The 24,124-nt window shown below is 67.7% G+C and carries 23 protein-coding genes and 2 pseudogenes; 7 read left to right on the top strand and 18 right to left on the bottom strand.

Annotated elements, in window-relative coordinates:
• Nucleotides 1-176: 176 nt before the first annotated feature.
• From OEJ36_RS30780 to paaA, 11 genes and pseudogenes are all read right to left on the bottom strand, one after another.
• Nucleotides 177-773: pseudogene (locus OEJ36_RS30780) on the bottom strand (methyl-accepting chemotaxis protein); the annotation flags it as partial.
• 258 nt (nt 774-1,031) lie between these two features.
• Nucleotides 1,032-1,988, bottom strand: a pseudogene (locus OEJ36_RS30775) (HAMP domain-containing protein); the annotation flags it as partial.
• A gap of 377 nt (nt 1,989-2,365) precedes the next feature.
• Nucleotides 2,366-3,703: an alginate export family protein gene (locus tag OEJ36_RS30005; RefSeq protein WP_263404609.1), complete on the bottom strand. Its 1,338-nt coding sequence runs from the start codon at nt 3,701-3,703 to the stop codon at nt 2,366-2,368.
• 276 nt (nt 3,704-3,979) lie between these two features.
• Complete coding sequence (gene paaZ, locus OEJ36_RS30000) at nt 3,980-6,034, bottom strand: phenylacetic acid degradation bifunctional protein PaaZ (RefSeq protein WP_263404608.1); 2,055 nt, start codon at nt 6,032-6,034, stop codon at nt 3,980-3,982.
• A 75-nt stretch (nt 6,035-6,109) separates the two neighbouring features.
• The gene (locus tag OEJ36_RS29995) at nt 6,110-7,747 is read right to left on the bottom strand and encodes a cation acetate symporter (protein ID WP_263404607.1); all 1,638 of its coding nucleotides are present in this window, start codon (nt 7,745-7,747) and stop codon (nt 6,110-6,112) included.
• A complete protein-coding gene (locus OEJ36_RS29990) occupies nt 7,744-8,052 on the bottom strand; it encodes a DUF485 domain-containing protein (RefSeq protein ID WP_263404606.1) in 309 nt (102 codons plus the stop codon). The genes OEJ36_RS29995 and OEJ36_RS29990 overlap by 4 nt, the downstream gene beginning before the upstream one ends.
• A 169-nt stretch (nt 8,053-8,221) precedes the next feature.
• Entirely contained in the window at nt 8,222-9,298 is a 1,077-nt protein-coding gene (paaE, locus tag OEJ36_RS29985) for a 1,2-phenylacetyl-CoA epoxidase subunit PaaE (RefSeq protein WP_263404605.1), read from the bottom strand.
• A gap of 76 nt (nt 9,299-9,374) precedes the next feature.
• Nucleotides 9,375-9,908 carry a 1,2-phenylacetyl-CoA epoxidase subunit PaaD gene (gene paaD, locus OEJ36_RS29980; protein ID WP_263404604.1) on the bottom strand — a complete coding sequence of 178 codons (534 nt, stop codon included), beginning with the start codon at nt 9,906-9,908 and terminating at the stop codon, nt 9,375-9,377.
• The gene (gene paaC / locus OEJ36_RS29975) at nt 9,895-10,656 is read right to left on the bottom strand and encodes a 1,2-phenylacetyl-CoA epoxidase subunit PaaC (protein ID WP_263404603.1); all 762 of its coding nucleotides are present in this window, start codon (nt 10,654-10,656) and stop codon (nt 9,895-9,897) included. The genes paaD and paaC overlap by 14 nt, the downstream gene beginning before the upstream one ends.
• An 11-nt stretch (nt 10,657-10,667) precedes the next feature.
• Nucleotides 10,668-10,949, bottom strand: a complete 282-nt coding sequence (paaB, locus tag OEJ36_RS29970; protein ID WP_021217238.1) for a 1,2-phenylacetyl-CoA epoxidase subunit PaaB — start codon at nt 10,947-10,949, stop codon at nt 10,668-10,670.
• Between the two features lie 127 nt (nt 10,950-11,076).
• Complete coding sequence (gene paaA / locus OEJ36_RS29965) at nt 11,077-12,069, bottom strand: 1,2-phenylacetyl-CoA epoxidase subunit PaaA (protein WP_263404602.1); 993 nt, start codon at nt 12,067-12,069, stop codon at nt 11,077-11,079.
• Between the two features lie 401 nt (nt 12,070-12,470).
• Between paaA and OEJ36_RS29960 the strand changes: the two genes are divergently transcribed.
• Complete coding sequence (locus OEJ36_RS29960) at nt 12,471-12,794, top strand: hypothetical protein (RefSeq protein ID WP_263404601.1); 324 nt, start codon at nt 12,471-12,473, stop codon at nt 12,792-12,794.
• Between the two features lie 68 nt (nt 12,795-12,862).
• Entirely contained in the window at nt 12,863-13,051 is a 189-nt protein-coding gene (locus tag OEJ36_RS29955; protein WP_021217235.1) for a hypothetical protein, read from the top strand.
• A gap of 160 nt (nt 13,052-13,211) precedes the next feature.
• Here the strand turns inward: OEJ36_RS29955 and OEJ36_RS29950 are convergent, their stop codons facing one another.
• The gene (locus OEJ36_RS29950; RefSeq protein ID WP_263404600.1) at nt 13,212-13,565 is read right to left on the bottom strand and encodes a DUF1428 domain-containing protein; all 354 of its coding nucleotides are present in this window, start codon (nt 13,563-13,565) and stop codon (nt 13,212-13,214) included.
• A 172-nt stretch (nt 13,566-13,737) separates the two neighbouring features.
• Here OEJ36_RS29950 and OEJ36_RS29945 point away from each other — a divergent pair, with 172 nt between their 5' ends.
• Both OEJ36_RS29945 and OEJ36_RS29940 read left to right on the top strand, forming a co-directional pair.
• Nucleotides 13,738-14,049, top strand: coding sequence for a type II toxin-antitoxin system HigB family toxin (locus tag OEJ36_RS29945; protein WP_263404599.1), 312 nt, complete (start codon nt 13,738-13,740; stop codon nt 14,047-14,049).
• The gene (locus OEJ36_RS29940) at nt 14,046-14,417 is read left to right on the top strand and encodes a type II toxin-antitoxin system HigA family antitoxin (protein WP_111262637.1); all 372 of its coding nucleotides are present in this window, start codon (nt 14,046-14,048) and stop codon (nt 14,415-14,417) included. Before OEJ36_RS29945 ends, OEJ36_RS29940 begins: the two co-directional genes overlap by 4 nt.
• 283 nt (nt 14,418-14,700) lie before the next feature.
• Here OEJ36_RS29940 and paaK read toward each other — a convergent pair whose 3' ends face one another.
• From paaK to paaF, 6 genes are all read right to left on the bottom strand, one after another.
• A complete protein-coding gene (gene paaK / locus OEJ36_RS29935; RefSeq protein WP_263404598.1) occupies nt 14,701-16,014 on the bottom strand; it encodes a phenylacetate--CoA ligase PaaK in 1,314 nt (437 codons plus the stop codon).
• Between the two features lie 90 nt (nt 16,015-16,104).
• Nucleotides 16,105-17,310, bottom strand: coding sequence for a 3-oxoadipyl-CoA thiolase (gene pcaF / locus OEJ36_RS29930; protein ID WP_263404597.1), 1,206 nt, complete (start codon nt 17,308-17,310; stop codon nt 16,105-16,107).
• Nucleotides 17,303-17,752, bottom strand: coding sequence for a hydroxyphenylacetyl-CoA thioesterase PaaI (gene paaI, locus OEJ36_RS29925; RefSeq protein ID WP_021217229.1), 450 nt, complete (start codon nt 17,750-17,752; stop codon nt 17,303-17,305). Before paaI ends, pcaF begins: the two co-directional genes overlap by 8 nt.
• Nucleotides 17,739-19,262, bottom strand: coding sequence for a 3-hydroxyacyl-CoA dehydrogenase PaaH (paaH, locus tag OEJ36_RS29920; RefSeq protein WP_263404596.1), 1,524 nt, complete (start codon nt 19,260-19,262; stop codon nt 17,739-17,741). Before paaH ends, paaI begins: the two co-directional genes overlap by 14 nt.
• Nucleotides 19,263-19,266: 4 nt before the next feature.
• Nucleotides 19,267-20,058 carry a 2-(1,2-epoxy-1,2-dihydrophenyl)acetyl-CoA isomerase PaaG gene (gene paaG / locus OEJ36_RS29915; RefSeq protein ID WP_263404595.1) on the bottom strand — a complete coding sequence of 264 codons (792 nt, stop codon included), beginning with the start codon at nt 20,056-20,058 and terminating at the stop codon, nt 19,267-19,269.
• A 39-nt stretch (nt 20,059-20,097) separates the two neighbouring features.
• Nucleotides 20,098-20,871 (bottom strand): 2,3-dehydroadipyl-CoA hydratase PaaF, encoded by a 774-nt coding sequence (paaF, locus tag OEJ36_RS29910; RefSeq protein ID WP_263404594.1) that lies wholly within the window; start codon nt 20,869-20,871, stop codon nt 20,098-20,100.
• A 420-nt stretch (nt 20,872-21,291) separates the two neighbouring features.
• Between paaF and paaY the strand changes: the two genes are divergently transcribed.
• The 3 genes from paaY (at nt 21,292) to feaR (ending at nt 23,950) form a co-directional block, all read left to right on the top strand.
• The gene (gene paaY / locus OEJ36_RS29905; protein WP_263404593.1) at nt 21,292-21,888 is read left to right on the top strand and encodes a phenylacetic acid degradation protein PaaY; all 597 of its coding nucleotides are present in this window, start codon (nt 21,292-21,294) and stop codon (nt 21,886-21,888) included.
• 67 nt (nt 21,889-21,955) lie between these two features.
• Nucleotides 21,956-22,879 (top strand): phenylacetic acid degradation operon negative regulatory protein PaaX, encoded by a 924-nt coding sequence (gene paaX / locus OEJ36_RS29900; RefSeq protein ID WP_263404592.1) that lies wholly within the window; start codon nt 21,956-21,958, stop codon nt 22,877-22,879.
• Between the two features lie 156 nt (nt 22,880-23,035).
• Entirely contained in the window at nt 23,036-23,950 is a 915-nt protein-coding gene (feaR, locus tag OEJ36_RS29895) for a transcriptional regulator FeaR (protein WP_031286962.1), read from the top strand.
• The last annotated feature ends 174 nt before the right edge of the window (nt 23,951-24,124 follow it).

Raw genomic sequence — 24,124 nt, 5'->3', positions numbered from 1 at the left:
GTTCCTTTTAAGGCGATTGTTAAAAGGGACTCGCCCGGGTGGGCGAAACCAGAAGCATCACCAGAACTCGGCAATCAGCTGGGCTCAAATCCTCTAGCAACACTTAACGCAGACAGAGCCAATTAGTTCGCTCCCACGAAAAGCAGGCCCCTGTAGGTCGGGTGCAACCCGACGGCTCAGAGGCGGAAGCTGCCCACCAGTTGCCGCAGGCGTTCGGCCTGCTGCTCCAGGTCGGAGCAGGCGCGCAGGGTGCTCTGGAGGTTTTCCACGCCTTGTTGGTTGAGGGTGTTGATCTCGGTGATGTCCATGTTCAGGGCTTCGACCACGGCGGTCTGTTCCTCGGTGGCGGTGGCCACGGACTGGTTCATGCCGTCGATCTCGCCGATGCGCCGGGTGACGCCGGAGAGGCTGTCGCCGGCGCGCTGGGCGATCTCCACGCTCTGCTGGCTGTAGCGCTGGCTCTCGGTCATGGTGCCCACCGCTTCGCGGGCGCCGGCTTGCAGCTCTTCGATCATGCGCTGGATTTCCTGTGCCGACACCTGGGTGCGGTGAGCCAGGCTGCGCACCTCGTCGGCCACCACTGCGAAGCCACGGCCCGCCTCGCCGGCACGGGCGGCCTCGATGGCGGCGTTGAGCGCCAGCAGGTTGGTCTGCTCGGAGATGCCCTTGATCACGTCGAGGATCTGGCCGATGTCCACCGTCTTGCCGCTGAGGCTTTCGATGTTGCCGCAGGAGGCCTGGATGCGGGTCGACAGCGCGTTCATCGCCTCCAGGGTCTTGCCCACCACCTGGCGGCCGTCCTCGCTCTGCAGCCGGGCGTCGGAGGCCTGCTGCGAGGCGTCGGCGGCGTTGCGGGCGATCTCCTGGGCGGCGGCGCCCAGCTGGTTGATGGCCGCTGCCACGCTGCTGGTGCGCTGGGCCTGCTCGTCGGAGTTGCGCAGCGAGGCGTTGGAACTGTGCAGCACCTGGCGCGCCACTTCGTTGACCTGCCCGGTGGCCGAGGCCACCTCGCCCAGGGAGGCGTGGATGCGTTCGACGAAGCGGTTGAAGGCGGCGGCGAGCTTGCCCAGCTCGTCACGGGAGTGCACGGCCAGGCGCCGGGTGAGGTCGCCTTCGCCCTGGGCGATGTCTTCCAGCATGCGCGTCAGGCTCTGCAGCGGGCGGGTGATGCGGAAGGCGGCGAACCAGATCAGCAACACGCCGAGCAGGGCGGCGCCGCTGCCAAGGCTGAACTCCAGCGCGGAGCTGGCCAGGCGCTCGGCATCGAGTTCCTTCTGCAAGGCTTCGGCCGGGGCCAGCAGCACCTGCTGCGGCACGTCCACCAGCACGCCCCAGGGCGCGGCGCCGGTGATCGGCGGCAGCGGCTCCAGCACGCGGATGCGCTCGGCGTCCGCCTGGGTGATGGGCTGCCCCTGGCGCAGGGTGGCGAGCAGCGGCTCGGCACCGTTGGGCAGCACCTGGTCGAGGCGCTTGCCCAGTTGCGCGGCATCGGCGCTGTGCCCGGCGACCACGCCGCCCTGGCTGATGATGCTGACCCGGCCGGCGCCGTCGAACAGCTCGCGGCTGCTGTCCAGGCTGTTCTGCTGCAGGGCGTCGAGGCTGATGTCGAGGCCGACCACGGCGATCAGCTTGCCGTCCTCGATCAGCGGGAAGGCGATGCTGGTGACCAGCCGGCGGGTGCCCGAGGCCTCGTCGAAGTAGGGCTCCAGCACGCAGGCGCGGCGGCTGTCGCGGGGGCAGGTGTAGAAGGCGTTGTAGGGGCTGCCGCTGGGGCCGGGGGAGGTGTCGGTGAGGATCTGCTCCGGGCCCACCACCGGTTGCAGTTCGCCCGGCTTGCCCTGCACCCAGTACAGGGAGAAGCGCCCGGCGTCGTTGCCGAAGGCCTGGTCCTGGCCGACGAACTGGCTGTCGGCGCCGTCCAGCGCGTCGCGCTCGAAGATGACGAAAAGCCCGAGCAGGTCGGGCTTGGCGAGGAGGCTGGTGCGCATCTGCTCGGCGACGCGCTGGCGCAATTCGGCGGCCGGCAATTCACCGCTGGCGCCTCGTGCCCGCAGGTAGAGGAGGAAGCGCGACAGGCCCTGGCCGTACTCGTAGGTCTGCAGGAAGGTGCGCTGCAGTTGCAGGGCCTGCACGCGGGCCTGGGCCTGCATGTGGGCTTCGGCGGCGCTGGCCAGCATGCGGCCGCTGGAGGCCTTGACGCGTTCGGTGCTGAGCCGGGTCTGGTACAGCGAAAGCCCCACCAGCAACGCTACTACCAGGATCAGGCAGGCGCTGGCGAGCAGGGTGATCCGGCTCTGGATGCTCAGGGAAGGTGTACGCATGGCGTGCTCGGGGGAAGGGCGGCGGGAGGCCCGCCGCCGGGGGCTCAGAAGTGGCTGGCGAACACCAGCTGGGTATAGAGGTTGCGGTCGTTGCTGCCGATCTGGGTGCCGCCGTTGTCGGCGCTGCGGCTGGGCTCGTACACACCCACCACCGGCATGATCACCAGGTTGTCGTTGACCGCCCACTCGGCGTAGAGGTCCAGCTCGCGGCCGTCGAAGTTGCCCAGGTCGCGGTCGAGGGTGTCGAAGTCGAAGTACAGCGCGCCGATGCTCAGGTTCTCCAGCGGAGTGGTCTTGAGCGCCACGTGGTGGACGCGGGTGTTGCTGTTGAAGGGGCCGGCGTAGTTGGCCGCCACCTCGCCCTGGAACCAGGTGCCGTAGCCGCGGTTGAAGCCGAAGAACAGCGGGTCGAAGGCCTCGGAGAAGCGGCTGTAGCGGTAGCTGACGCTGGGGCTCCAGGGCGCATCGGCGAAGGTCCAGCCGGCTTCCAGGTACCAGGCGTCTTCATTGTCGGCGGTCTTCTTGTCCTGCCAGGCGTATTCGCCGGAGAGGAACAGGTTCTCCACGCCGGCATTGCCCTGGGCGCGCAGGCTGTAGGTCTTCATGCCGTCGCGGTCGAGCTGGATGGGGGAGGCGTATTCCTCGTCGACGTCGCGGATGTCGATCCAGGTCAGGCCGACGGTGCCTTGCTCGGCCACGTGCTCCAGGGTGCCGACGAACAGCTCGGGCTTGGCCTGGGAACGGTTGTCGGACTTCAGCCACATCAGGTCGCCGCGCCAGCCGTCCTTGCCGCCGATGCGCAGCACGGCGGTCTGGTCGAAGGCCTTGCGCGCCGCCAGCCAGTAGGCGCCGCCCCGGTCGAACTCGCCGTCGGCCAGGCCGTTGCCCAGGTTCAGGGCGTCGCCGTTGATCAGGAAGCCGTCGCCCACCGAGATGTTCTGGCGGCCGAAGGAGAAGTCGATGCCGTCCTCGCCCAGGGCCTCGAACAGGGTGCCGGAGCGCCAGCCCAGGTAGGCGTCTTCGATCTTGGTGGTGCGCTCGTCACCGTCGGTGAAGCCCGCCGCGTCGCCATCTCCCCAGGTGGCGGAGCTGAGCAGGTTGAATGCGCCATAGCCGGTACCCGCGCCGCCCAGGCCCTGGTCGCCGCTGATGCCGTACTTGATGTAGCCCTCGCGCCAGCTGGAGGAGCCTTTCGACTTGGTGCCGGTGGTGGCGTAGTTCTCCTGGCTGTGGAAGACGCCGAACACGGCTTCCAGGTCGGCATTGAGGTGGGTGTCTTCGTCGGCGTAGAGCTCGTAGGCCCCGGCCTGGGAGGCGCAGGCCACCAATAAAGCGAGGGTGGACAGCCGGAACAGCGGCGTGACGCGGGTGAGAGTTTGCATGCGTGGGATTCCCGTTGTTGTTGGTGTTGGCGTGGGGGCTCTACGCGGATCGGCCCATGGGGCGATGGTACGTATCGCCCTCGCGCCAGCCTTGTGCCTGCTTGCCAACCGTTTGGCTGTGCATGCCAGATTGCGTGGGAATCGTTCGGGTATCGCGGTGGGGAGGGATTGGCGGAGGTGATGGGTTTCGCTTCGCCCTACCCATCCTACGATTGAGTCCCCGTAGGATGGGTAGAGAGGAACGAAACCCATGCGGTGCAACGCCCGTATCAGGACTCAGGCAGGGCGCTTGAGCACCAGGGTGAGGATGTCGTAGCTGGCCACCAGCTCGCCGTCCTGGTTGGTGACTTCCACGTCCCAGGCCACCACGCCCTGGGGCTCGCCCTTGGCGCTCTTCTTGCCCTGGTCGATCTTGCGCTTGCAGGTCAGGCGCGCCTGGATGGTGTCGCCGATGCCCACCGGGTTGACGAAGCGCAGGGTGTCGAGGCCGTAGTTGGCCAGCACCGGGCCGGGGGCCGGGGAGACGAACAGGCCGGCGGCGGCGGAGAGCACGAAGTAGCCGTGGGCGATGCGCTTGCCGAACTGGGATTCCTTCGCCGCCAGCTCGTCGAAGTGCATGTAGAAGTGGTCGCCCGAGAGGCAGCCGAAGTTGACGATGTCGGCTTCGGTGACGGTGCGGCGGTGGGTGAGCAGGGATTCGCCGATCTGCAGCTCATCGAACCAGCGGCGGAACGGGTGCACCTCGGTTTCGATCACCTTGGCGCCGCGCACGTATTCGCCGGTGACGGCGGCGAGCATGGTGGGCGAGCCCTGCACGGCGGCGCGTTGCAGGTAGTGCTTCACGGCGCGCAGGCCGCCCAGCTCCTCGCCACCGCCGGCGCGGCCGGGGCCGCCGTGCTTGAGCACCGGCAGCGGCGAGCCGTGGCCGGTGGATTCGGCGGCGGACTCGCGGTCGAGGATGTGCAGGCGGCCGTGCAGGGCGGCGGCGCGCGGCACCACGTAAGCGGCGACGGCGGGGTCGCGGGTCACCAGGCTGGCCACCAGGCTGCCCTTGCCACGGGCGGCGAGGGCGATGGCTTCGTCGATGTCGTCATAGGCCATCAGCGTGCTCACCGGGCCGAAGGCCTCGATGTCGTGGGCGCCGCCTTCGGCGTGCGGGTCGCGGGCGCGCAGCAGGGTGGGGGCGAAGAAGGCCCCTTCGGCCACGCCTTCACCTTGCGGGGCGAAGCCGTCGCGGGCACCGAACAGCAGCTCGCTGCCGGCCAGCAGGGTTTCCACCCGCGCGGCGACGTCGGCCTGCTGGGCATGGGAGGCCAGGGCGCCCATCTTCACGCCTTCCACGGCCGGGTCGCCGATCACCACCTTGGCCAGGCGTTCGCGCAGGCGCTCGACCACGGCATCGATGTGTTTCGCCGGCACGATGGCGCGGCGGATGGCGGTGCACTTCTGCCCGGCCTTCACCGTCATCTCCCGGGCCACTTCCTTGACGAAGAGGTCGAACTCCGGGTCGTCCGGGGTGATTTCCGGGGCGAGGATGGCGCAGTTCAGCGAATCCGCCTCGGCGTTGAAGGGGATGGAGTTGCGCACCAGGTTGGCGTTCACCCGCAGCTTGGCGGCGGTGTCGGCGGAGCCGGTGAAGGTCACCACGTCCTGGCCCTGGAGACGGTCGAGCAGATCGCCCGTGCCGCCGATCACCAGCTGCAGGCTGCCCTCTGGGAGCAGGCCGGATTCGTGCATCAGGCGCACGGCGGCTTCGGTGAGGTAGCTGGTGGCGGTGGCCGGCTTGACGATGCAGGGCATGCCGGCGAGGAAGCTCGGCGCGAACTTCTCCAGCATCCCCCAGATGGGGAAGTTGAAGGCGTTGATGTGCACGGCGACGCCGCCGCGCGGCACCAGGATATGGCTGCCGGCGAACAGGCCCTGCTTGCCCAGTTGCATGGCCGGGCCTTCGTGCACCACGTTGCCGGAAGGCAGCTCACGGGCACCGACGCCGGCATAGGCGAACAGGGTGCCGCTGCCGCCCTCGATGTCGATCCAGCTGTCGGCACGGGTGGCGCCGCTGTGGCGCGACAGGGCGTAGAGCTGCTCCTTGCGCTCGTTGAGGTAGAGGCCCAGGGCCTTGAGCCGCGCGGCGCGTTGCTGGAAGTCCAGCGCCATCAGCGCAGGGATGCCGCGACGGCGGCCGAACTCGACGGCTTCGGCGAAATCCAGGTGCTCTTCATGGGTGCGGAACAGCGCGCTGCCGTCGATGGCGCTGCGCAGGGTCTGGGCGCCGTGCTGGCCGATCCAGCGGCCGGCGATCAGGCTCTGCAGGGTGGTGACGTTGCTCATGGTGGTTCTCCTTGAGGCGGTGTTCGAGAGGGTGGGGCCGCCCCCGCTCTCGGGAGAGTCGGGGCGGCCGAGGAGTCAGTGGCGGCTGGCGGCGGCTGCGCCGATGCCGGTCATGGAGCGGATGAACTGGGCCAGGTAGCGGCCGCGTTCCCGGGTGGCGCGCTCGGAGCGGTCGGTGACCGAGAACAGCCAGGCGCTGGAGAAGGCCAGGGTCATGGAGAACAGCGCCGGATTGGCGTAGGGGAACAGCGCCTGCTCGTGGTGCAGCACGTTGACCCACACCGCCGGGCTGGCCACCAGCAGGGCGATGGCCGACGCCAGGCCGGCCAGGCTGCCGGCGACGGCGCCCCGGGTGGTCAGGCCCTTCCAGAACATGGAAAGGAACAGCACCGGGAAGTTGACCGAGGCGGCGATGGCCAGCACCAGGCCGGAGAGGAAGGCGATGTTCTGCGACTCGAAGAGGATGCCGAGAATCACCGCCAGCACGCCGATGCCCAGGGTGGCGAGGCGCGACACGCGCATCTCCTCGCGCTCGCTGGCCTGGCCCTTGCGGATGACGCAGGCGTACAGGTCGTGGGACACCGCCGAGGCACCGGAGAGCGCCAGGCCGGCGACCACCGCGAGGATGGTGGCGAAGGCCACGGCTGAGATGAAGCCGAGGAACAGGCTGCCGCCCACCGCATGGGACAGGTGCACGGCGACCATGTTGCCGCCGCCGATGATGGCGCCGGCGGCGTCGCGGAATTCCGGGTTGGTGCCGACCATGACGATGGAGCCGAAGCCCACCACTATCAGCAGCAGGTAGAAATAGCCGATGAAGCCGGTGGCGTAGAACACGCTCTTGCGTGCTTCCTTGGCGTCGCTGACGGTGAAGAAGCGCATGAGGATGTGCGGCAGGCCGGCGGTGCCGAACATCATGCCGAGCCCGAGGGAGATGGCGTCGACGGGGTTCGACAGCAACCCGCCCGGCGCCATGATCGCGGCGCCCTTGGCGTGCACCGAGGCCGCAGCGGCGAACATCGCCTCGGTGCTGAAGCCGAAGTGGCGCAGCACCATGAAGGCCATGAAGCTGGTGCCCGAGAGCAGCAACACGGCCTTGATGATCTGCACCCAGGTGGTGGCGAGCATGCCGCCGAATGTGACGTAGCAGACCATCAGCACGCCCACCAGCAGCACCGCCTGCAGGTAGCTGAGGCCGAACAGCAGCTCGATCAGCTTGCCGGCGCCGACCATCTGCGCCACCAGGTAGAGCAGTGCCACGGTGAGGGTGCCGAAGGCGGCGGTGATGCGGATCGGGCTCTGGTCGAGGCGGTAGGACACCACGTCGGCGAAGGTGAAGCGGCCCAGGTTGCGCAGGCGCTCGGCGATCAGGAAGAGGATGATCGGCCAGCCGGCGAGCACGCCCAGGGCGTAGAGCAGGCCGTCGTAGCCATTCATGAACATCATCGCCGAGATGCCGAGGAAGGACGCCGCGCTGATCATGTCGCCGGCGATCGCCAGGCCGTTCTGGAAGCCGGTGAGGCCGCCACCGGCGGTATAGAAGTCGGCGGTGGAGCGGGTGCGCAGGGCGGCCCAGCGGGTGATGCCGAGGGTGAACACGACGAACGCCAGGAACATGTAGATGGCGGGCCAGTTCAGCGGCCGCGCGCCGGCATCGGCGGCCAGGGCGCTGCCGGAGGCCAGCAGGGCGGTGAGGGCGAGAAGGGCCTTCATGGTGCGCACTCCTGCTTGAGCTTGTCGTTCAGCGGGTCGAGCACGCGGTTGGTGCGCGTCACGTAGATGCCGGTGAGGCCGAAGGCCAGGATGATGATGACCACGCCCACCAGCATGCCGACGCTGGTGACCCCGCCACTGAGGGAACGACCCAGCAGGCCCGGGGCGAAGGCCACCAGCAGCACGAAGCCGTAGTAGATCGCCAGCATGGCGGCGGTGAGGGACCAGGTCAGGCGCTGCTTGCGCTTGACCAGCTGGATGAAATCCGGGTGCTGCCGGATGCGATCGAGGTCTTGCGGGGTCATGGCTGCTCTCTCTTGTTGTGGTTGTAGAGACGGTGCGGCACGCAGGTGAAGCGGGTGGAACTGGTGGGGCTGGTTTGTAGGAGCGAGCTCTGCTCGCGAAGCCGTGGTCGCGTGCGTGCGTCTGTTCGCGAGCAGAGCTCGCTCCTACGGTTTGTGCTGGCGGGTGGGATCAGAGCTGGTCGAAGTCCAGGGTCACGTTTTCGCTGACGGGATAGGACTGGCACGAGAGCACGTAGCCGGCGGCCACCTCGTAGTCCTCCAGGGCGAAGTTGCTGTCCATCTCCACCTCGCCCTCGACCACCCGGCACTTGCAGGTGGAGCAGACGCCGGCCTTGCAGGAGTAGGGGAGTTCCAGGCCCTGGGCGTTGCCGGCGTCGAGCAGGCTCTGGCTGTTGCGGGCCAGCTCGAAGCTCACTTCGCGGCCGTCGCTGATCACCGTCACCCGGCTTTGCGCAGCGTTCGTTTCGTGGGCAGCCTCGCGGGCTTCGCGCTTGTGCTCACTGCCGGCGGCGGCGAACAGCTCGAAGTGGATGCGCTCGGCCGGCATGCCGTTGGCGCGGAGCTGGTCGCGCACGGTCTCGGTCATCGCCTGTGGGCCGCAGATGAAGGCGGCGTCCAGGGCGCGCACGTCGATCCAGCGCTGGAACAGCTGGCCGCATTTGTCGGCGTCGATGCGGCCGTTGTAGAGGTCCACGTCCTGCTGCTCGCGGCTGAACAGGAAGATCAGGTTGAGGCGCTGCAGGTAGCGGTTCTTCAGGTCTTCCAGCTGCTCGCGGAACAGCGCCGAGGCGCTGGAGCGGTTGCCGTAGAGCAGGGTGACGCGGCTGTTGGGCTCGGTCTCCAGGGTGGTCTTGACGATGGAGAGGATCGGCGTGATGCCGCTGCCGGCGGCGACCGCCAGGTAGTGGCCGTGGCGCACCGGGTCCAGCGGCACGTTGAAGTGGCCGGAGGGCGGCATCACGTCGAGGCTGTGGCCGGCCTTCAGCTGCTCGTTGGCCCAGCTGGAGAAGCGCCCGCCCGCCACGCGCTTGACCGCGACGCGCAGTTCGCCGTCGTTGACGCCGGTGCAGATGGAGTAGGAGCGGCGCACTTCCTCGCCATCCAGCTGGGTGCGCACCACCAGGTGCTGGCCCTGGGTGAAGCGGAAGCTGTCGCTGAGACCCGCGGGGATGTCGAAGGCGATGGACACCGCGTCGCGGGTTTCTGGGCGCACTTCCTTGATGGTCAGGCTATGGAATTTGCTCATTGTTGTTCTCCTGCGGCTTTACCGCATGGAGGACGAATACAACCGGCGCCAGTGGCAACGGCCTGTGTTCGCTCTCCTATATGCACTTGAAGTAATCGAACGGCTCCAGGCACTCCTTGCAACGGTGCAAGGCCTTGCAGGCCGTGGAGCCGAATTCGCTCAACTGTTCGGTATGCACGCTGCCGCACTGCGGGCAGCGGATTTCCGGGGTCTCGCCCAGCAGGGCGCGCTTGCTGGTGCTGCCGCTGGGCGGGGCGATGCCGTAGGCGCGCAGGCGTTCGCGGCCGTCGTCACTGATCCAGTCGGTGGTCCAGGCCGGCGCCAGGCGGCGTTCCAGGTTCGGCGCGGCGAAACCGGCACCTTCCAGCGCCTGCTCGATGTCGCGTTCGATCACCTCGGTGGCCGGGCAACCCGAATAGGTGGGGGTGACCACCACGTGCAGGTGGCCGCCTCGCCAGTCGAGGGCCCGGACGATGCCGAGGTCGACCACGCTGACCACCGGCACTTCCGGGTCCATCACCTCGCCGAGCACCGTCCAGGCGCGGGCCAGGTCGGCGGGCGCGCCGGGGCGGGCGCCACGGTCGCTGGCGATCAGCTCACCAGGACGCATCGGGATGGGCCCTTTGGAGGAACTGCATCTCGGCCAGCAGCAGGCCGAGGTGCTCGGTGTGCAGGCCACGGCGGCCGGAAAGGTAGAAGTAGCTGGCCGGCTCCGGCAGCGGCAGGGTGGCGCTGGCGAAGGTGTCGGCGACCTTGGCCTTCCAGGCAGCGGCGACGTCCTCCGGCGCCGGAGCGATGCCGGCGGCGGCCAGGCGTTGCTCCACCTCGTCGCCGTTCACCAGTTCGACGGTGAAGCGCCAGGTGTCGCGGATGGCCGCCAGCATGCGCCGGTGGCTTTCCTCGGTGCCGTCGCCCAGGCGCTGGATCCATTCGGTGGAGCGGCGCAGGTGGTAGGTGACTTCCTTCAGTGCCTTGGCGGCGATGCCGGCGATGCGTTCGTCGCTGGAGCTGCTGAGGCCGTGCAGCACCTGGAAGTGCCAGGCGTCATAGAGGAACTGCTTGGTGATGGTCACCGCGTAGTCGCCGTTGGGTTGCTCCACCAGCAGCAGGTTGCGGTAGGCGCGCTCGTCGCGGCGGTAGGCCAGGTGGTCGGCGTCGCGGCCGTCGTCCAGCAGCTCGGCGGCGTATTCCAGCCAGTTGCGGGCCTGGCCCACCAGGTCGAGGCCGACGTTCATCAACGCCAGCTCCTCTTCCAGGGCCGGGGCCTTGCCGCACCATTCGCAAAGGCGCTGGCCCTGCACCAGGGCGCTGTCGCCGAGGCGCAGCAGGTATTCGATCAGGTCGTGTTTGGCATTCATGGCGGGCGGCCTCACATGTGGCCGACTTCGGCCGGCAGCTCGTAGAAGCTGGCGTGGCGATAGACCTTGTCTTCGGCCGGGTCGAACAGCGGCTCCTTCTCATCGGGGGAGGAGGCGGTGATCAGCGCCGAGGGCACCACCCAGAGGCTCACGCCCTCGTTGCGACGGGTGTACAGCTCACGGGCGTTCTCGATGGCCATGGCGGCGTCGGCGGCGTGCACGCTGCCGACATGCTTGTGGTTGAGGCCGTGCTTGCTACGTACGAAGACTTCGTAAAGGGTCCACTCACTCATTTGTGTTCTCCTGCTCATCAGGTATGAGCTGCTGCGCGTCGGCATAACGTCGTTGGAAACAGACCCGCGCCTGTTTCCGCCTAGTTCTGCTCTAGCTGGCTAGCTCAGCGGCGGAATCGGGTTTTGGTCAGGCGGCGTCGCGCTTCTGTTGTTGTTTGCGGGCATGGGCCACCGCGGCTTCGCGGACCCAGGCACCGTCTTCTATGGCCTTGCGCCGGGTGGCGACGCGCTCTTGGTTGCAGGGGCCGTTGCCCTTGAGCACCTCGTAGAACTCGTCCCACTGGATGTCGCCGAAGTCGTAGTGGCCGCGCGCCTCGTTCCACTTCAGGTGCGGGTCCGGCGCGGTGCAGCCGAGCAGCTCCAGTTGCGGAACGGTCTGGTCGATGAAGCGCTGGCGCAGCTCGTCGTTGCCCTGGCGCTTGATCTTCCAGGCCATGGACTGGGCGCTGTTGGGGGAGTGTTCGTCGCTGGGGCCGAACATCATCAGCGAAGGCCACCACAGGCGGTTGATGGCGTCCTGGACCATGTCCTTCTGCGCCTGGGTGCCGTTGCGCATCATGTGCAGGAGGATTTCGTAGCCCTGACGCTGGTGGAAGGACTCCTCCTTGCAGATGCGGATCATGGCGCGGGAGTAGGGGCCGTAGGAGGTGCGCTGCAGCACCACCTGGTTGACGATGGCGGCGCCGTCCACCAGCCAGCCCACCGCGCCCATGTCGGCCCAGCTCAGGGTCGGGTAGTTGAAGATGCTCGAGTACTTGGCGCGGCCGCTGTGCAGCTTGGCGACTTCCTCGTCACGGCAGGCGCCGAGGGTTTCCATGGCGCTGTAGAGGTACAGGCCGTGGCCGGCCTCGTCCTGGATCTTCGCCATCAGCTGCAGCTTGCGCTTGAGGGTGGGTGCGCGGGTCACCCAGTTGCCTTCCGGCAGCATGCCGACGATTTCGGAGTGCGCGTGCTGGGAAATCTGCCGGATCAGCGTCTGCCGGTAGGCGTCCGGCATCCAGTTCTTCGGCTCGATCTTGATTTCCGCATCGATCTTTTCCTGGAAGGCGCGCTCTTCCGGGGACATCTCCTCCAGCGCCTTCACGCGCTTCACGCCGGTCTCAACCAATTGTGCGTACATGCCGTTCTCCAGCCATGCGGGTTCGTGGGGTGGCTTGGCCATGGCGCTAGTTTTAAATGATACAAAAACAAATATCAAATTAAAAAATGGGTGTCGGATTGAGAAGGCGGCAAGCGGCAAGCTTCAAGTGGCAAGCTAGGAGCTGGAAGCTGAGAGCCAGAGCCAGAGCCAGAGCCAGAGCAGGGGCGATGGGCTGTGGTTGGGGTTGGGGCGCTTGTTGGCTTTTTCTTCCAGCTTCAGGCTTCAAGCTTCCAGCTAAGGGGAAAGAGATTCAAAATTTCAGGAATGACTACGTTGTTCCGTTCCCTTTACTCTTTTTAACAATTGCCCTCCAAAGCTTAAAAGACCGGCGTGGCGCGCCTTTGCATACTGCTGGCCTGCCATCGGCATTGGAGGCCTTCATGTTCAGGCGCGTGTGTTCATCCTTCTGTTTCCATCCGGGTTCCGGCGCGGCGTTGGTGGCTTGGCGTGGGCCGAGGCCGTGGTCGTTCTCGGCGCCTTCGTCGGAGGCGTTCGGGCACCTGGCTCTGGCGTTGCTGGCCTGCGGGGTGGGTGTGGTGGCGCTGGTGGCCGCGCTGCGCCCGTTCCTCGCCTGCGCCGATGGCGGGCTGTGCCTGCCGCTGTTCTCGGCCGAACTCGGTGAGCTGGTGGGCGTGCTGGTGGCGCTGGAGCTGATGGCCGTCGCCTGGCTGGTGAACTCGCTGCGCGGGCTTGTGCGGGGCTGAACGGCCTCGCATTCCACTCAACCCCATCATTCAGGGATGTTCGAAATGACCACGAAGGCGAAGGGCTGATGGGCGCGGGTCTAGAAGCCATCGAGGTGCTGCTGGTCACCCCGCGCGTCGCAGAACTGCACGCCCAGGCCCTGGCGGAAGGCGCCACTGAACTGGCCGCGCCCGCCCGCGAGGACTCGGGGCGCCTCGCTTCGCGCCTGCGCTGGGCCGACGGCGTGCTGGTGGCGCTGCAATCCCCGGCGCCGTAGCCCTGATCGGGTGGGCTACAGGCGTGGGCGTAGGGTGGGCTTCAGCCCACCGTTCTAGATGCTCCGACTTCTTCGTCCAATGGATGCTGCGCATCGATTCCTTGTGGGAGCGAATTCATTCGCGAAGAAAGCCCCGGGCTGAAGCCCGGGCTACCCGGCATCAGGCGTCGACTATCACTTCGAAGCCGCCGAAGATCATGCGCTGCCCGTCGAAAGGCATCTTTTCGGGATCGGGGTGCAGGCGCGGGTCCTCCATGGATTTCTTCATGCCCTCGTCGCGGGCCTGGCGGGATGGCCAGGTGATCCATGAGAACACCACCGTCTCGTCGTCCTTGCGTTTCACCGCCATGGGGAAGGAGGTCACCTTGCCCTCCGGCACGTCATCGCCCCAGCACTCGACGACGCTGAGGGCGCCATGGTCCTTGAACACCTGGGCGGCGATGCGGGCGATGGCGATATAAGCCTCGCGCTTGGCGGTGGGCACGGGAACGACGAATCCATCTACATAGTTCATGAGCGATCTCCTGGTCGGTGGCGCGTGGCGATCCACGTGCCGGTCTCATCCGGTAGTCGATTCAGGATTGGCGATTGAGACAATTCCTGGGCGAATGCCCGGGCTGTTCCGACGAGCGGCGCGGCGGCTGCAGGTTGTGTATGATCCCATCCTGGGACTAGCATCGCTCGCCATGAGAATCATCGCGATCAGCCAGTTGAAGGCTTTCTGGGAGCGTCATCCCGATGCGCAGCAGCCACTGCTGGCCTGGGTCGATGAGGCCCGGCGGGCCGAGTGGAAAAGCCCGGCGGACATAAAGGACCAGTACCGCAGCGCGAGCGTCCTCAAGAGTCGCCGGGTGGTCTTCAACATCAAGGGCAATGACTATCGGCTGGTGGTGGCGGTTGCCTACCGCTTCGGTGCGCTCTATATCAAGTTCGTCGGCACTCACAGGGAGTACGACGCCATCGATGCCAACACTGTGGAGATGGACCCGGGATCATGAACATCCGCCCGATTCGCACTGACGATGACTACCGCGCGGCGCTCGAGCTGGTGGCGCCGCTGTTCGAGAATGAGCCTGAGCCGGACACGCCCGAAGGCGACTTCTTCGAGGTGATGCTCACCTTGATCGAGGCGTACGAGGCGCGTCACTTCCCGGTCGACCTGCCCGGGCCGGTGGAGGCCATCAAGTTCCGCATGGAGCAGTCCGGGTTGACCGTCGCCGACCTGGTGCCCGCCATCGGGCGCCCGAACCGGGTCTACGAAGTGCTCAATGGCAAGCGCTCCCTCACCTTGCCGATGATCTGGAAGCTGCACGAGATGTTCGGCATTCCCGCAGAAAGCCTGATCAAGCCGCCGACCGCCGTCTGAGTGGTTCCATCACGGCAAAAAGCCCCGCCTCGGCGGGGCTTTTCATTTGAACGTGAGCAGTCACGCCCTTAGGGCGTGGTCATGTGTCATCGGCTTTGCCTGTGACGACTCGAACTGAGGGCACGACAGGATGAGCTCGAGCCGTAGGGTGTGCCGTGCGCACCGCCGCAGGGTGCTTCCGGCGAGCCCAGGTGCGCGCAGCACACCCTGCGTGCGGAGTGAGCGGCGGCCGCAAACTCCGAGGACTGTCTGTGCCCCTCCACGTTCTAAAAGCGTGGGCGGCTCACGCCTTGGCGCGGTTGTCGTAGACGTGGCAGGCCTTGCCCTCGGAGCGCTTCAGGGAGTACGCCGGGCGCAGCACGATGCGCGAGCTGATGCCGATGTAGGTCTTGATGTGGCGGCCCAGCTCGCTGCACAGCGCCAGTTCCTGGGTCTCGTCCAGGGGCTCCAGGCCGTGGCGGGGTTCGACGTGGACTTCCATGCTGTCGAGGTTGCCGTTGCGCGAGAGGTGGATCTCGTAGGTCTCGGCCAGTTGGCGGACCTTGAGCACCTGCTCCTCGATCTGCGTGGGGAAGACGTTGACGCCCCGGATGATCAGCATGTCGTCGCTGCGCCCGGTGATCTTGTCGATGCGCCGCATGGGCCGCGCGGTGCCCGGCAGCAGGCGGGTGAGATCGCGGGTGCGGTAGCGGATCATCGGCAGCGCCTCCTTGGACAGGGAGGTGAACACCAGCTCGCCCATCTGCCCGTCCGGCAGCACCTGGCCGGTCACCGGGTCGATGATCTCGGGGTAGAAGTGGTCTTCCCAGATGGTCGGGCCGTCCTTGGTTTCGGCGCATTCCATGGCTACGCCCGGGCCCATGATTTCCGAGAGGCCGTAGATGTCCAGGGCGGTGATGCCCAGGCGCTCCTCGATGGCACGGCGCAGCTCGGCGGTCCAGGGTTCGGCGCCGAAGATGCCCAGGCGCAGGGCCAGCTTGTGCGGGTCCAGGCCCTGGCGCTCGATCTCGTCGGCCAGGTTCAGCATGTAGGAGGGGGTGACCATGATGATGTCCGGCTGGAAGTCGCGGATCAGCTGGACCTGCTTCTCGGTCTGGCCGCCGGACATGGGGATCACGGTGCAGCCCAGGCGCTCGGCGCCGTAGTGCGCGCCGAGGCCGCCGGTGAACAGGCCGTAGCCGTAGGAGACGTGCACCTTGTCGCCCTTGTGGCCACCGGCGGCGCGGATCGAGCGCGCCACCACGTTGGCCCAGGTGTCGATGTCGTTCTGGGTGTAGCCGACCACGGTGGGCTTGCCGGTGGTGCCGCTGGAGGCGTGGATGCGCACCACCTCTTCCTGGGGCACGGCGAACATGCCGTAGGGGTAGTTGTCGCGCAGGTCGGACTTGCCGGTGAAGGGGAAGCGGGCGAGGTCGTCGTGGCTTTTCAGGTCTTCGGGGTGCACGCCCAGTTCGTCGAAGCGCTGACGGTACAGCGGCACGTTGCGGTAGGCGTGGTCGAGGCTCCAGCGCAGGCGCTCCAGCTGGTGCTGGCGGAGCTGGTCGACGCTGGCGGTTTCCATCGGGTCGAGCAAGGCGGCATTGGCGATCATGTTCATTTCATCACTCGTATTGTTCTTGTGCGTGGCGCTGGGCGCCTGAGTGCAGGAAGGCAGGATACTCCCGGCCTTCCCGGTCCGGTGTGGCGGTTACAGTTTTTCGATGATCAGGGCGATGCCCTGGCCGACGCCGATGCACATGGTGCAGAGGGCGTAGCGGCCTGCGCGGGCTTCCAGTTCGTGCAGCGCGGTGGTGACCAGGCGCGCGCCGCTCATGCCCAGCGGGTGGCCCAGGGCGATGGCGCCGCCATTGGGGTTGACCCGCGGGTCGTCGTCGGCCAGCTCCAGCTCGCGGAGCACGGCCAGGCCCTGGGCGGCGAAGGCTTCGTTGAGTTCGATCACGTCCATGTCGGCGAGCGACAGGCCGGCGAGCGCCAGCACCTTGCGCGTGGCCGGCACCGGGCCGATGCCCATGATGCGCGGCTCGACGCCGGCGCAGGCCATGGCGATCACGCGGGCGCGGGGTTTCAGGCCGAAGCGGCGGGCGGCATCGGTGCTGGCCAGCAGCAGGGCGCAGGCGCCATCGTTGACCCCGGACGCGTTGCCGGCGGTGACGCTGCCGCCCTCGCGGAAGGGCGTGCCGAGGCGCGCCAGCTGTTCCAGGGTGGTGTCGCCGCGCGGGTGCTCGTCCTGCTCGACCCACTTCGACGGCCCCTTGCGCTGGGCAATCTCTACCGGGACGATTTCCTTCGCCAGGCGGCCATTGGCCTGGGCGGCGGCGGCCTTGAGCTGGCTGCGCAGGGCGAAGGCGTCCTGGTCGGCGCGGGAGATGGCGAACTGCTCGGCGACGTTCTCCGCCGTCTCGGGCATGGAGTCGATGCCGTATTGGCGCTTCATCAGGCCGTTGACGAAGCGCCAGCCGATGGTGGTGTCGAACAGCTCCGCGCTGCGGCCGAAGGCCTGCTCGGACTTGCCCATCACGAAGGGCGCGCGGGACATGGATTCCACGCCGCCGGCCAGCATCAGCCCGGCCTCGCCGCAGCGCAGGGCGCGGGCGGCGCTGCCGATGGCGTCCAGTCCCGAGCCGCACAGGCGGTTGAGGGTGGTGCCGGGCACGGTGACCGGTAGGCCGGCGAGCAGGGCGGCCATGCGCGCGACGTTGCGGTTGTCTTCGCCGGCCTGGTTGGCGCAGCCGTAGATCACGTCGTCGATGGCGCCCCAGTCCAGCTCGGGGTGACGCTGCATCAGGGCGCGGATCGGCACCGCGCCGAGGTCGTCGGCGCGAACGGAGGACAGGGCGCCGGCATAGCGCCCGATGGGCGTGCGCACGGCGTCGATGATCAGGGCGTCATTCATGCAGGGATTCCTCGTCGAGCAGGGTGCCGCGCACCTTGTAGGACTTGCCGTGGAACAGGGCGATCAGCTGCCCGTTCTGGTTCTCGATGCGTACGTCGTAGTTGCCGGTGCGGCCGCTGCGGCTCTGTTCGGTGGCCTGGGCGGTGAGGGTGTCCCCCAGGTGCGCCGGGGCCACGTAGTCGATGCTGCAGCCGATGGCCACGGTGACTTCGTTGTAGGTGTTGCAGGCGAAGGCGAAGGCCGAGTCGGCCAGGGCGAACAGGTGGCCGCCATGGCAGGTGCCGACGCCCTGCAGCATGTCGGCGCGCACGCTCATGCCGACCCGCGCGGCGCCGGGCGCCACCGAGAGCAGGCGCATGCCCATGGCCTGGCTGGCGGCGTCGCGTTCGTACAGGGTGCTGGCGCAGGCTTCGGCCAGCGACAGGGCTTCACGGTTGGTCATGCAGCGTCCTCCCTTCGGCCACCCGGCGGCGCAGGGCCAGCGAGGGGCGGTAGCGCGGCTCGCCATAGGCGGCCTGCAGGTTGTCCAGGGTGCGCAGCACCTGCGGCAGGCCGATGGCGTCGGCCCAGGCCAGCGGGCCGCACGGGTAATTGACCCCGGCGCACATGGCCAGGTCGATGTCGGCGGCGCTGGCGACCCCGTGGAGCAGGGCGTCGGCGCCTTCGTTGGCGAGCATGGCCACGGTGCGCAGCACGGCGAGGCCGGGGACGTCGGCCAGCGGGCTGGCGGCGATGCCGGCGCGGGCGAGCAGGGCGACCGCCGCGTCGAGGGCGGCCTGGGTGGTGCCCGTCGCCCAGCTGATGCCGAGGCGTTCGGCGCGGCCGTAGTCGAGGGCCAGGTCCAGCAGCACCAGGTTGTCGAGGCCGTCCTCGCGGGCGCGCTGGGCGGCCAGGCGGCCGTCGCTCAGCGCCAGGGTGGCATCGCCGACCCGCAGCAGCCCGGCGCCGTCACGGCGGGTGACCCGCAAGCCAGCGCTTTCCAGGCGCTGCACCAGCGGGGCGGCGACACCGAGGTCACCTTCGATGGCGCAGGCGTCCACGGTGGCGGTGCTGGCGAGCGTCGCCGCCTGTGGGCGCTCGGCGCCTTCGGCGTAGTCGTAGAAACCCCGGCCGCTCTTGCGCCCGAGGCGGCCGGCTTCCACCAGCTCCTTCTGGATCAGCGAGGGCTGGAAGCGGAAGTCGCCGTAGTAGGCGTCGAACACCGAGCAGGTGACGGCGTAGTTGACGTCATGGCCGATCAGGTCGGTGAGCTCGAAGGCGCCCATGCGGAAGCCGCCGGCCTCGCGCAGCAAGGCGTCCAGGGTGGCGCAGTCGGCGGCGCCTTCCTGCAGCAGGCGCAGGCTTTCGGCATAGAAGGGGCGCGCCACGCGGTTGACGATGAAACCTGGGGTGGAGCGCGCGTGCACCGGCTGCTTGCCCCAGGCGCGGGCGGTTGCGAACAGGCGGGCGGCCAGGGTCGGGTCGCTGGCGAGGCCGGAGACGACTTCCACCAGCGCCATCAGCGGTGCGGGGTTGAAGAAGTGCATGCCGAGCACGCGGCCCGGGTGCTGCAGGCCGGCGGCGAGGCTGGTGATGGACAGTGAGGAGGTGTTGCTGGCGAGGATGCAGTCGGGGGCGCACAGGGCTTCCAGGCGCTGCAGCAGCTCGCGCTTGATCTCCAGCTTTTCGACGATCGCCTCGATCACCAGGCCGGCGTCGGCCAGTTCTTCCAGCGCATCGGCCGGGCGCAGGCGGGCGAGGATGGCGGCCTGGGCGGCGGCCTCCAGCTTGCCTTTCTCCACCAGGCGGGCGAGCTGCCGGTCGATGCCGGCGATGGCCTGGGCCGCGGCGCCGGGGCGGGTGTCGTACAGGCGCACCGGGTGCCCGGCCTGGGCGGCGACCTGGGCGATGCCGGCGCCCATGGCACCGGCGCCGATCACGGCCACCGGGGTTTCTCTGTTCAGGGCGTGCATGGGCTCAGCGTCCTTTGAAGCTCGGGGTGCGTTTCTCCATGAAGGCGCCAACGCCTTCGCGGTAGTCCTCGCTGCGGCCGGCGAGGCGCTGCAGGTCGCGCTCCAGTTCCAGCTGCTGGTCAAAGCTGTTGTCCAGGCTGGCGTTGAGGGCGCGCTTGATCAGGGCCAGGCCGTAGGTGGGCTGGGTGGCCAGGTGGCGCGCCAGCTTCAGGGCCTCGTCGCGCAGCTCGGCGTCGTCCACCACGCGGTGGATCAGCCCCCATTGCTCGGCCTGCTCGGCGGTCAGCCGGTCGCCCAGCAGGGCCAGGGCCTTGGCGCGGGCCATGCCGACCAGGCGCGGCAGGCTCCAGGTGCCGCCGGAGTCGGGCACCAGGCCGATCTTGCAGAAGGCCTGGATGAAGCTCGCGGAGCGCGCCGCCAGCACCAGGTCGCAGGCCAGCGGGATGTTGGCGCCGGCACCGGCGGCCACGCCGTTGACCGCGCAGATCACCGGCAGCGGCAGGTCGCGCAGGGCGCGGATCAGCGGGTTGTAGAAGCGCTCGATGGACAGCCCCAGGTCGGGCATTTCGGCGCCCGGTGCGACGTTGCGGTCGGCCAGGTCCTGCCCGGCGCAGAAGCCGCGGCCCTCGCCGGTGAGCAGCAGTACGCGCACCTCCGGGTCCTGGCGCGCGCGCTTGAGGGCCTCGCGGACCTCGCCGTGCATGGCGGCGTTGAAGCTGTTCAGCTGTTCGGGGCGGTTGAGGCTGAGGGTGGCGACCCCGGCCTCGATGGAAAACAGGATGTGCTCGAAATTCATGGCGTGCGCTCTATGGAGTCGACGTTGTGGGCGGCCGGGTCAGCGGCCGGTGAATTCGGGGGTGCGTTTCTCGCGGAAGGCGGCGAGGCCTTCTTCGCGGTCACGGGTGCCGGCCAGCAGGGTGAAGGCGTGGCGCTCGAAGCGCAGGCCGCTGGCGAGGTCGGTGTCCTGCGCCTTGAGCAGCGCCTCCTTGGCCAGGCGCAGCGCCAGGGGCGCCTTGCCGGCGATGACGCGGGCGATGGCCAGGGCGCGCTCGACGGTGAATTCCGGCTGGGTCACTTCGCTGACCAGGCCGGCGCGCAGGGCGTGGCGGGCGTCGACGGCCTCGCCGCTGAGCACCATCTGCATGGCCAGGGACTTGCCCACGGCGCGCAGCAGGCGCTGGGTGCCACCGGCGCCGGGCATGATGCCGAGGTTGATTTCCGGTTGGCCGAAGCGGGCGTCCTCGCCGGCGATGAGGATGTCGGCGTGCATGGCCAGTTCGCAGCCGCCGCCGAGGGCGAAGCCGTTGACCGCGGCGATCAGGGGTTTGGGAAAGCGGGTGATGCGCTGCCAGTGGGCCTGGCGCGGGTCGTCGAGGATGCCCACCAGGTCGCGCTCGGCCATCTCGTTGATGTCGGCGCCGGCGGCGAAGGCCTTGCGGCTGCCGGTGATTACCACCACGCGGGTCTGCGGGTCGTGTTCCGCATCGTCCAGTTCCTGGGCCAGTTCGCCCAGCAGCCGGGTGTTCAGGGCGTTGAGCGCCTCCGGGCGCTGCAGGGTGATCAGGCGCACGCCCCGGTCAGGGGGCAGGACGGCAAGAGTCTCGGGCATGGAACGGGCCCTCACGGTGCACGCACGGCATCTGGGCCGGGCTTTGTTGTTGGATTGCCAGGCGTTCGTCCGTTGGGCGGGCTGGCGGTTTTCCGGAGTATACGCATGAAGCGATACAAAACAATAAGTATTGAATCGTATTTATGTGTCTCTAATGGGGTGACTTTCCATGCTTCGATGGGTATCCGGGTGGTGGCCTGTTGACCTTTTCTAGGAGGCTTGTCCAGTGTTCATGCGGGTTTCGCGAGACAGGCGTGGGCCTCGCGTCAACCGATACGCGATTGCCTGCTTTATCCGATAAAAATGATGTGATACAAGTTGCGTCATCCGTCGCATCGCTTTCCGTTGCGGCATCGCCCTGCGAGGACCGACCATGAGCCGCCTTTCCCCTCTACAGCCCATCGCGCGGAGTGCCGCGCCATGACCTGCTACAGCCTCGACGGCCTGGTTCCGGTGGTGGACCCGAGCGCCTACGTGCACCCTTCGGCGGTTTTGATCGGCGACGTGATCATCGGCCCCCACTGCTATGTGGGCCCGCTGGCCAGCCTGCGTGGCGACTTCGGGCGGATCGTCCTGGAGGAGGGCGCCAACATCCAGGACACCTGCGTGATGCACGGCTTCCCGGAAAGCGACACGGTGGTGGAGCGCAACGGCCATATCGGCCATGGCGCGGTGCTGCACGGTTGCCGCATCGGCGAGGACGCCCTGGTGGGAATGAATGCGGTGGTGATGGATGGTGCGCAGATCGGCGCCCGTTCGTTCGTTTCCGCCGCCGCCTTCGTCAAGGCGCGCTTCGAGTGCCCGGAGCAGTCCCTGGTCATGGGCGCGCCGGCGCAGGTGAAGCGCCGCCTCAGCGACGAGGAAGTGGCCTGGAAGCAGCGCGGCACCCAGGAGTACCAGGCGCTGGCGCGGCGCTGCATGGCGAGCATGGTGGCCTGCGAGCCGTTGGCGGCGGCGGAGGCCGATCGCCCACGCAACCGCGTCGACGGCCTGCGTCCCAAGGGGGAATCGACATGAGTGCGACTGTGGTCAGCGCGCCGATGCGGCGGGTATATTCGGCAACTTTCCAGCGCCCGGTTCGCCCATGACGTCCCTCGCTCCCCTGCAGCACCTCATCACCCGCTTCCAGGAGCAGACGCCGCTGCGCGCCAGCTCGCTGATCATCACCCTCTACGGCGATGCCATCGAACCCCATGGCGGCACCGTGTGGCTGGGCAGCCTGATCCAGCTGCTGGAGCCCATCGGCGTCAACGAGCGGCTGATCCGCACCTCGATCTTTCGCCTGACCAAGGAAGGCTGGCTCACCGCCGAGAAGGTCGGCCGGCGCAGCTACTACAGCCTCACCGGCACCGGGCGGCGGCGTTTCGAGAAGGCCTTCAAGCGCGTGTACAGCTCCAGCCTGCCGGCCTGGGACGGCTCCTGGTGCCTGGTGATGCTCTCGCAGCTGCCCCAGGAAAAGCGCAAACAGGTGCGCGAGGAGCTGGAGTGGCAAGGTTTTGGTGCGATTTCCCCCATCGTGCTGGCCTGCCCGCGCTGCGACCGCATGGACGTGAACGCGACCCTGCAGGACCTCGACGCCCTGGAGGAAACCATCGTCTTCGAGACCACCGCCCAGGACGTCCTGGCGTCCAGGGCCCTGCGCATGCAGGTTCGCGAGAGCTGGAACATCGACGAGCTGGCGACCCACTACAGCGAATTCATCCAGCTGTTCCGCCCGCTCTGGCAGGCGCTGCGGGAACAGGAAGCGCTGCAGCCGCAGGACTGCTTCCTGGCACGAACCCTGCTCATACACGAGTACCGCAAATTGCTGCTGCGCGACCCGCAGCTGCCCGACGAGCTGCTGCCGGGCGACTGGGAAGGCCGTGCGGCGCGCCAGCTGTGCCGCAACATCTATCGCCTGGTGCATGCCAAGGCCGAGGAATGGCTCAATGGCGCCCTGGAAACCGCCGACGGCCCGCTGCCGGATGTCGGCGAAAGTTTCTATCGGCGGTTCGGCGGGCTTAAATAGGGCTCCTGTCTCGAAATGCCCTGGAGGGCGAAGTGCTTGGCGTGATCCGCCGGGCCGCACCGCAGGTTGCGGGATGGCACGGAGGAAGAATGAACGAAGGTCGCCTCGATGCGGCCTTGAATAAAAATAAGAAAGTTAGCCAGAGGCTCCATGGCCATGACTGCACGTGCACTGAGAACCGACCGCTTCGACGAATGGTTGCAGCGGATCAACCAGGTTTGCGGGCGCTTCTGCGCCAAGACCCTCGGGGAGGAATTCTCCGGGGCGGTCCGCGAATACAAATCCGGCGCGATCAAGCTCAGCTTCGTCGACGTCGCCCAGGCCCGGCTTTACCGTACCGAGCATGAGGTGGCGCAGAGCGACAGCCGGCACTTCTTCGCCGCCTTCCAGCTGCAGGGCGAGTCGAACATGGAGCAGGGCGGCAACCGCGTGCGCCTGGCCCCGGGCGACATCACCCTGATCGACTCCTCGCTGCCCAGCGACTTCACCTACGGCGCCAATTCCCGGCAGCTGTCGCTGATCTTGCCGCGCCACCTGGTGGAGCAGAACCTGCGTTACGGCAGTGTGCGCTGCGCGCAGAAGATCGCCGCCACCTCGCCCATCGCGCTGCTCACCCATCGGCTGATCCTCGAGGCCAGCCAGCACGAGTGCCTCAGCCAGCACGAGAGCGAGGCGACCCTGGAGGCGGTGGTCAGCCTGCTGCGCCCGGCCATCAGTGCTGCCGAAGGGGATGCCGATCCCCATGAGCGGGCGTTCCGCAAGACCCTGGACTTCATCGATGCGCACATCCGCTCCGAGGAGCTCTGCCCCGAGTTGCTGGCTCGCGAGGTGGGGGTTTCGGTGCGCGGCCTGTACCGCATGTTCTCGCGCAAGGGGCTGGTGGTGGCGCAGTACATCAAGAACCGCCGGCTGGATTTCTGCGCCGAGTCCCTGCGCCTGGGCGCCGCCGAGCACAAGCTCTCGGCCCTCGGCTACTCCTGGGGCTTCTCGGATTCCAGCTACTTCTCCACCGCCTTCAAGGCGCGCTTCGGCGTCTCCCCTGGCGAATACCGCAAGCGCTACCAGCACTGATTGGCCTGTAGGCGCGACGCTGTAGGGGCGAATTCATTGGCTCTGTCTGCGTTAAGTGTCGCTAGAGGATTTGAGCCCAGCTGATTGCCGAGTTTTGTTGGTACTTCTGGTTTCGCCCACCCGGGCGAGTCCCTTTTTTCAGTCGCCAAAAAAGGAACCAAAAACGCTTGCCCC

Source organism: Pseudomonas sp. PDM13, assembly GCF_025685765.1.
Classification (GTDB): domain Bacteria; phylum Pseudomonadota; class Gammaproteobacteria; order Pseudomonadales; family Pseudomonadaceae; genus Metapseudomonas; species Metapseudomonas solani.
Note: the sequence above shows the minus strand (reverse complement) of the source record. Positions and strands in the feature narration are given on the sequence as shown.

Coding starts and splice junctions, on each gene's coding strand:
- OEJ36_RS29955 (WP_021217235.1), top strand. CDS start 12,863: ATGGGCGCGGGTCTAGAAGCCATCGAGGTGCTGCTGGTCACCCCGCGC.
- OEJ36_RS29995 (WP_263404607.1), bottom strand. CDS start 7,747: ATGAAGGCCCTTCTCGCCCTCACCGCCCTGCTGGCCTCCGGCAGCGCC.
- pcaF (WP_263404597.1), bottom strand. CDS start 17,310: ATGAATGACGCCCTGATCATCGACGCCGTGCGCACGCCCATCGGGCGC.
- paaI (WP_021217229.1), bottom strand. CDS start 17,752: ATGACCAACCGTGAAGCCCTGTCGCTGGCCGAAGCCTGCGCCAGCACC.
- paaE (WP_263404605.1), bottom strand. CDS start 9,298: ATGAGCAAATTCCATAGCCTGACCATCAAGGAAGTGCGCCCAGAAACC.
- OEJ36_RS29960 (WP_263404601.1), top strand. CDS start 12,471: ATGTTCAGGCGCGTGTGTTCATCCTTCTGTTTCCATCCGGGTTCCGGC.
- paaY (WP_263404593.1), top strand. CDS start 21,292: ATGACCTGCTACAGCCTCGACGGCCTGGTTCCGGTGGTGGACCCGAGC.
- paaH (WP_263404596.1), bottom strand. CDS start 19,262: ATGCACGCCCTGAACAGAGAAACCCCGGTGGCCGTGATCGGCGCCGGT.
- paaF (WP_263404594.1), bottom strand. CDS start 20,871: ATGCCCGAGACTCTTGCCGTCCTGCCCCCTGACCGGGGCGTGCGCCTG.
- OEJ36_RS29950 (WP_263404600.1), bottom strand. CDS start 13,565: ATGAACTATGTAGATGGATTCGTCGTTCCCGTGCCCACCGCCAAGCGC.
- paaG (WP_263404595.1), bottom strand. CDS start 20,058: ATGAATTTCGAGCACATCCTGTTTTCCATCGAGGCCGGGGTCGCCACC.
- OEJ36_RS29940 (WP_111262637.1), top strand. CDS start 14,046: ATGAACATCCGCCCGATTCGCACTGACGATGACTACCGCGCGGCGCTC.
- paaA (WP_263404602.1), bottom strand. CDS start 12,069: ATGTACGCACAATTGGTTGAGACCGGCGTGAAGCGCGTGAAGGCGCTG.
- OEJ36_RS30005 (WP_263404609.1), bottom strand. CDS start 3,703: ATGCAAACTCTCACCCGCGTCACGCCGCTGTTCCGGCTGTCCACCCTC.
- paaZ (WP_263404608.1), bottom strand. CDS start 6,034: ATGAGCAACGTCACCACCCTGCAGAGCCTGATCGCCGGCCGCTGGATC.
- paaD (WP_263404604.1), bottom strand. CDS start 9,908: ATGCGTCCTGGTGAGCTGATCGCCAGCGACCGTGGCGCCCGCCCCGGC.
- paaB (WP_021217238.1), bottom strand. CDS start 10,949: ATGAGTGAGTGGACCCTTTACGAAGTCTTCGTACGTAGCAAGCACGGC.
- OEJ36_RS29990 (WP_263404606.1), bottom strand. CDS start 8,052: ATGACCCCGCAAGACCTCGATCGCATCCGGCAGCACCCGGATTTCATC.
- paaX (WP_263404592.1), top strand. CDS start 21,956: ATGACGTCCCTCGCTCCCCTGCAGCACCTCATCACCCGCTTCCAGGAG.
- paaK (WP_263404598.1), bottom strand. CDS start 16,014: ATGAACATGATCGCCAATGCCGCCTTGCTCGACCCGATGGAAACCGCC.
- feaR (WP_031286962.1), top strand. CDS start 23,036: ATGACTGCACGTGCACTGAGAACCGACCGCTTCGACGAATGGTTGCAG.
- paaC (WP_263404603.1), bottom strand. CDS start 10,656: ATGAATGCCAAACACGACCTGATCGAATACCTGCTGCGCCTCGGCGAC.
- OEJ36_RS29945 (WP_263404599.1), top strand. CDS start 13,738: ATGAGAATCATCGCGATCAGCCAGTTGAAGGCTTTCTGGGAGCGTCAT.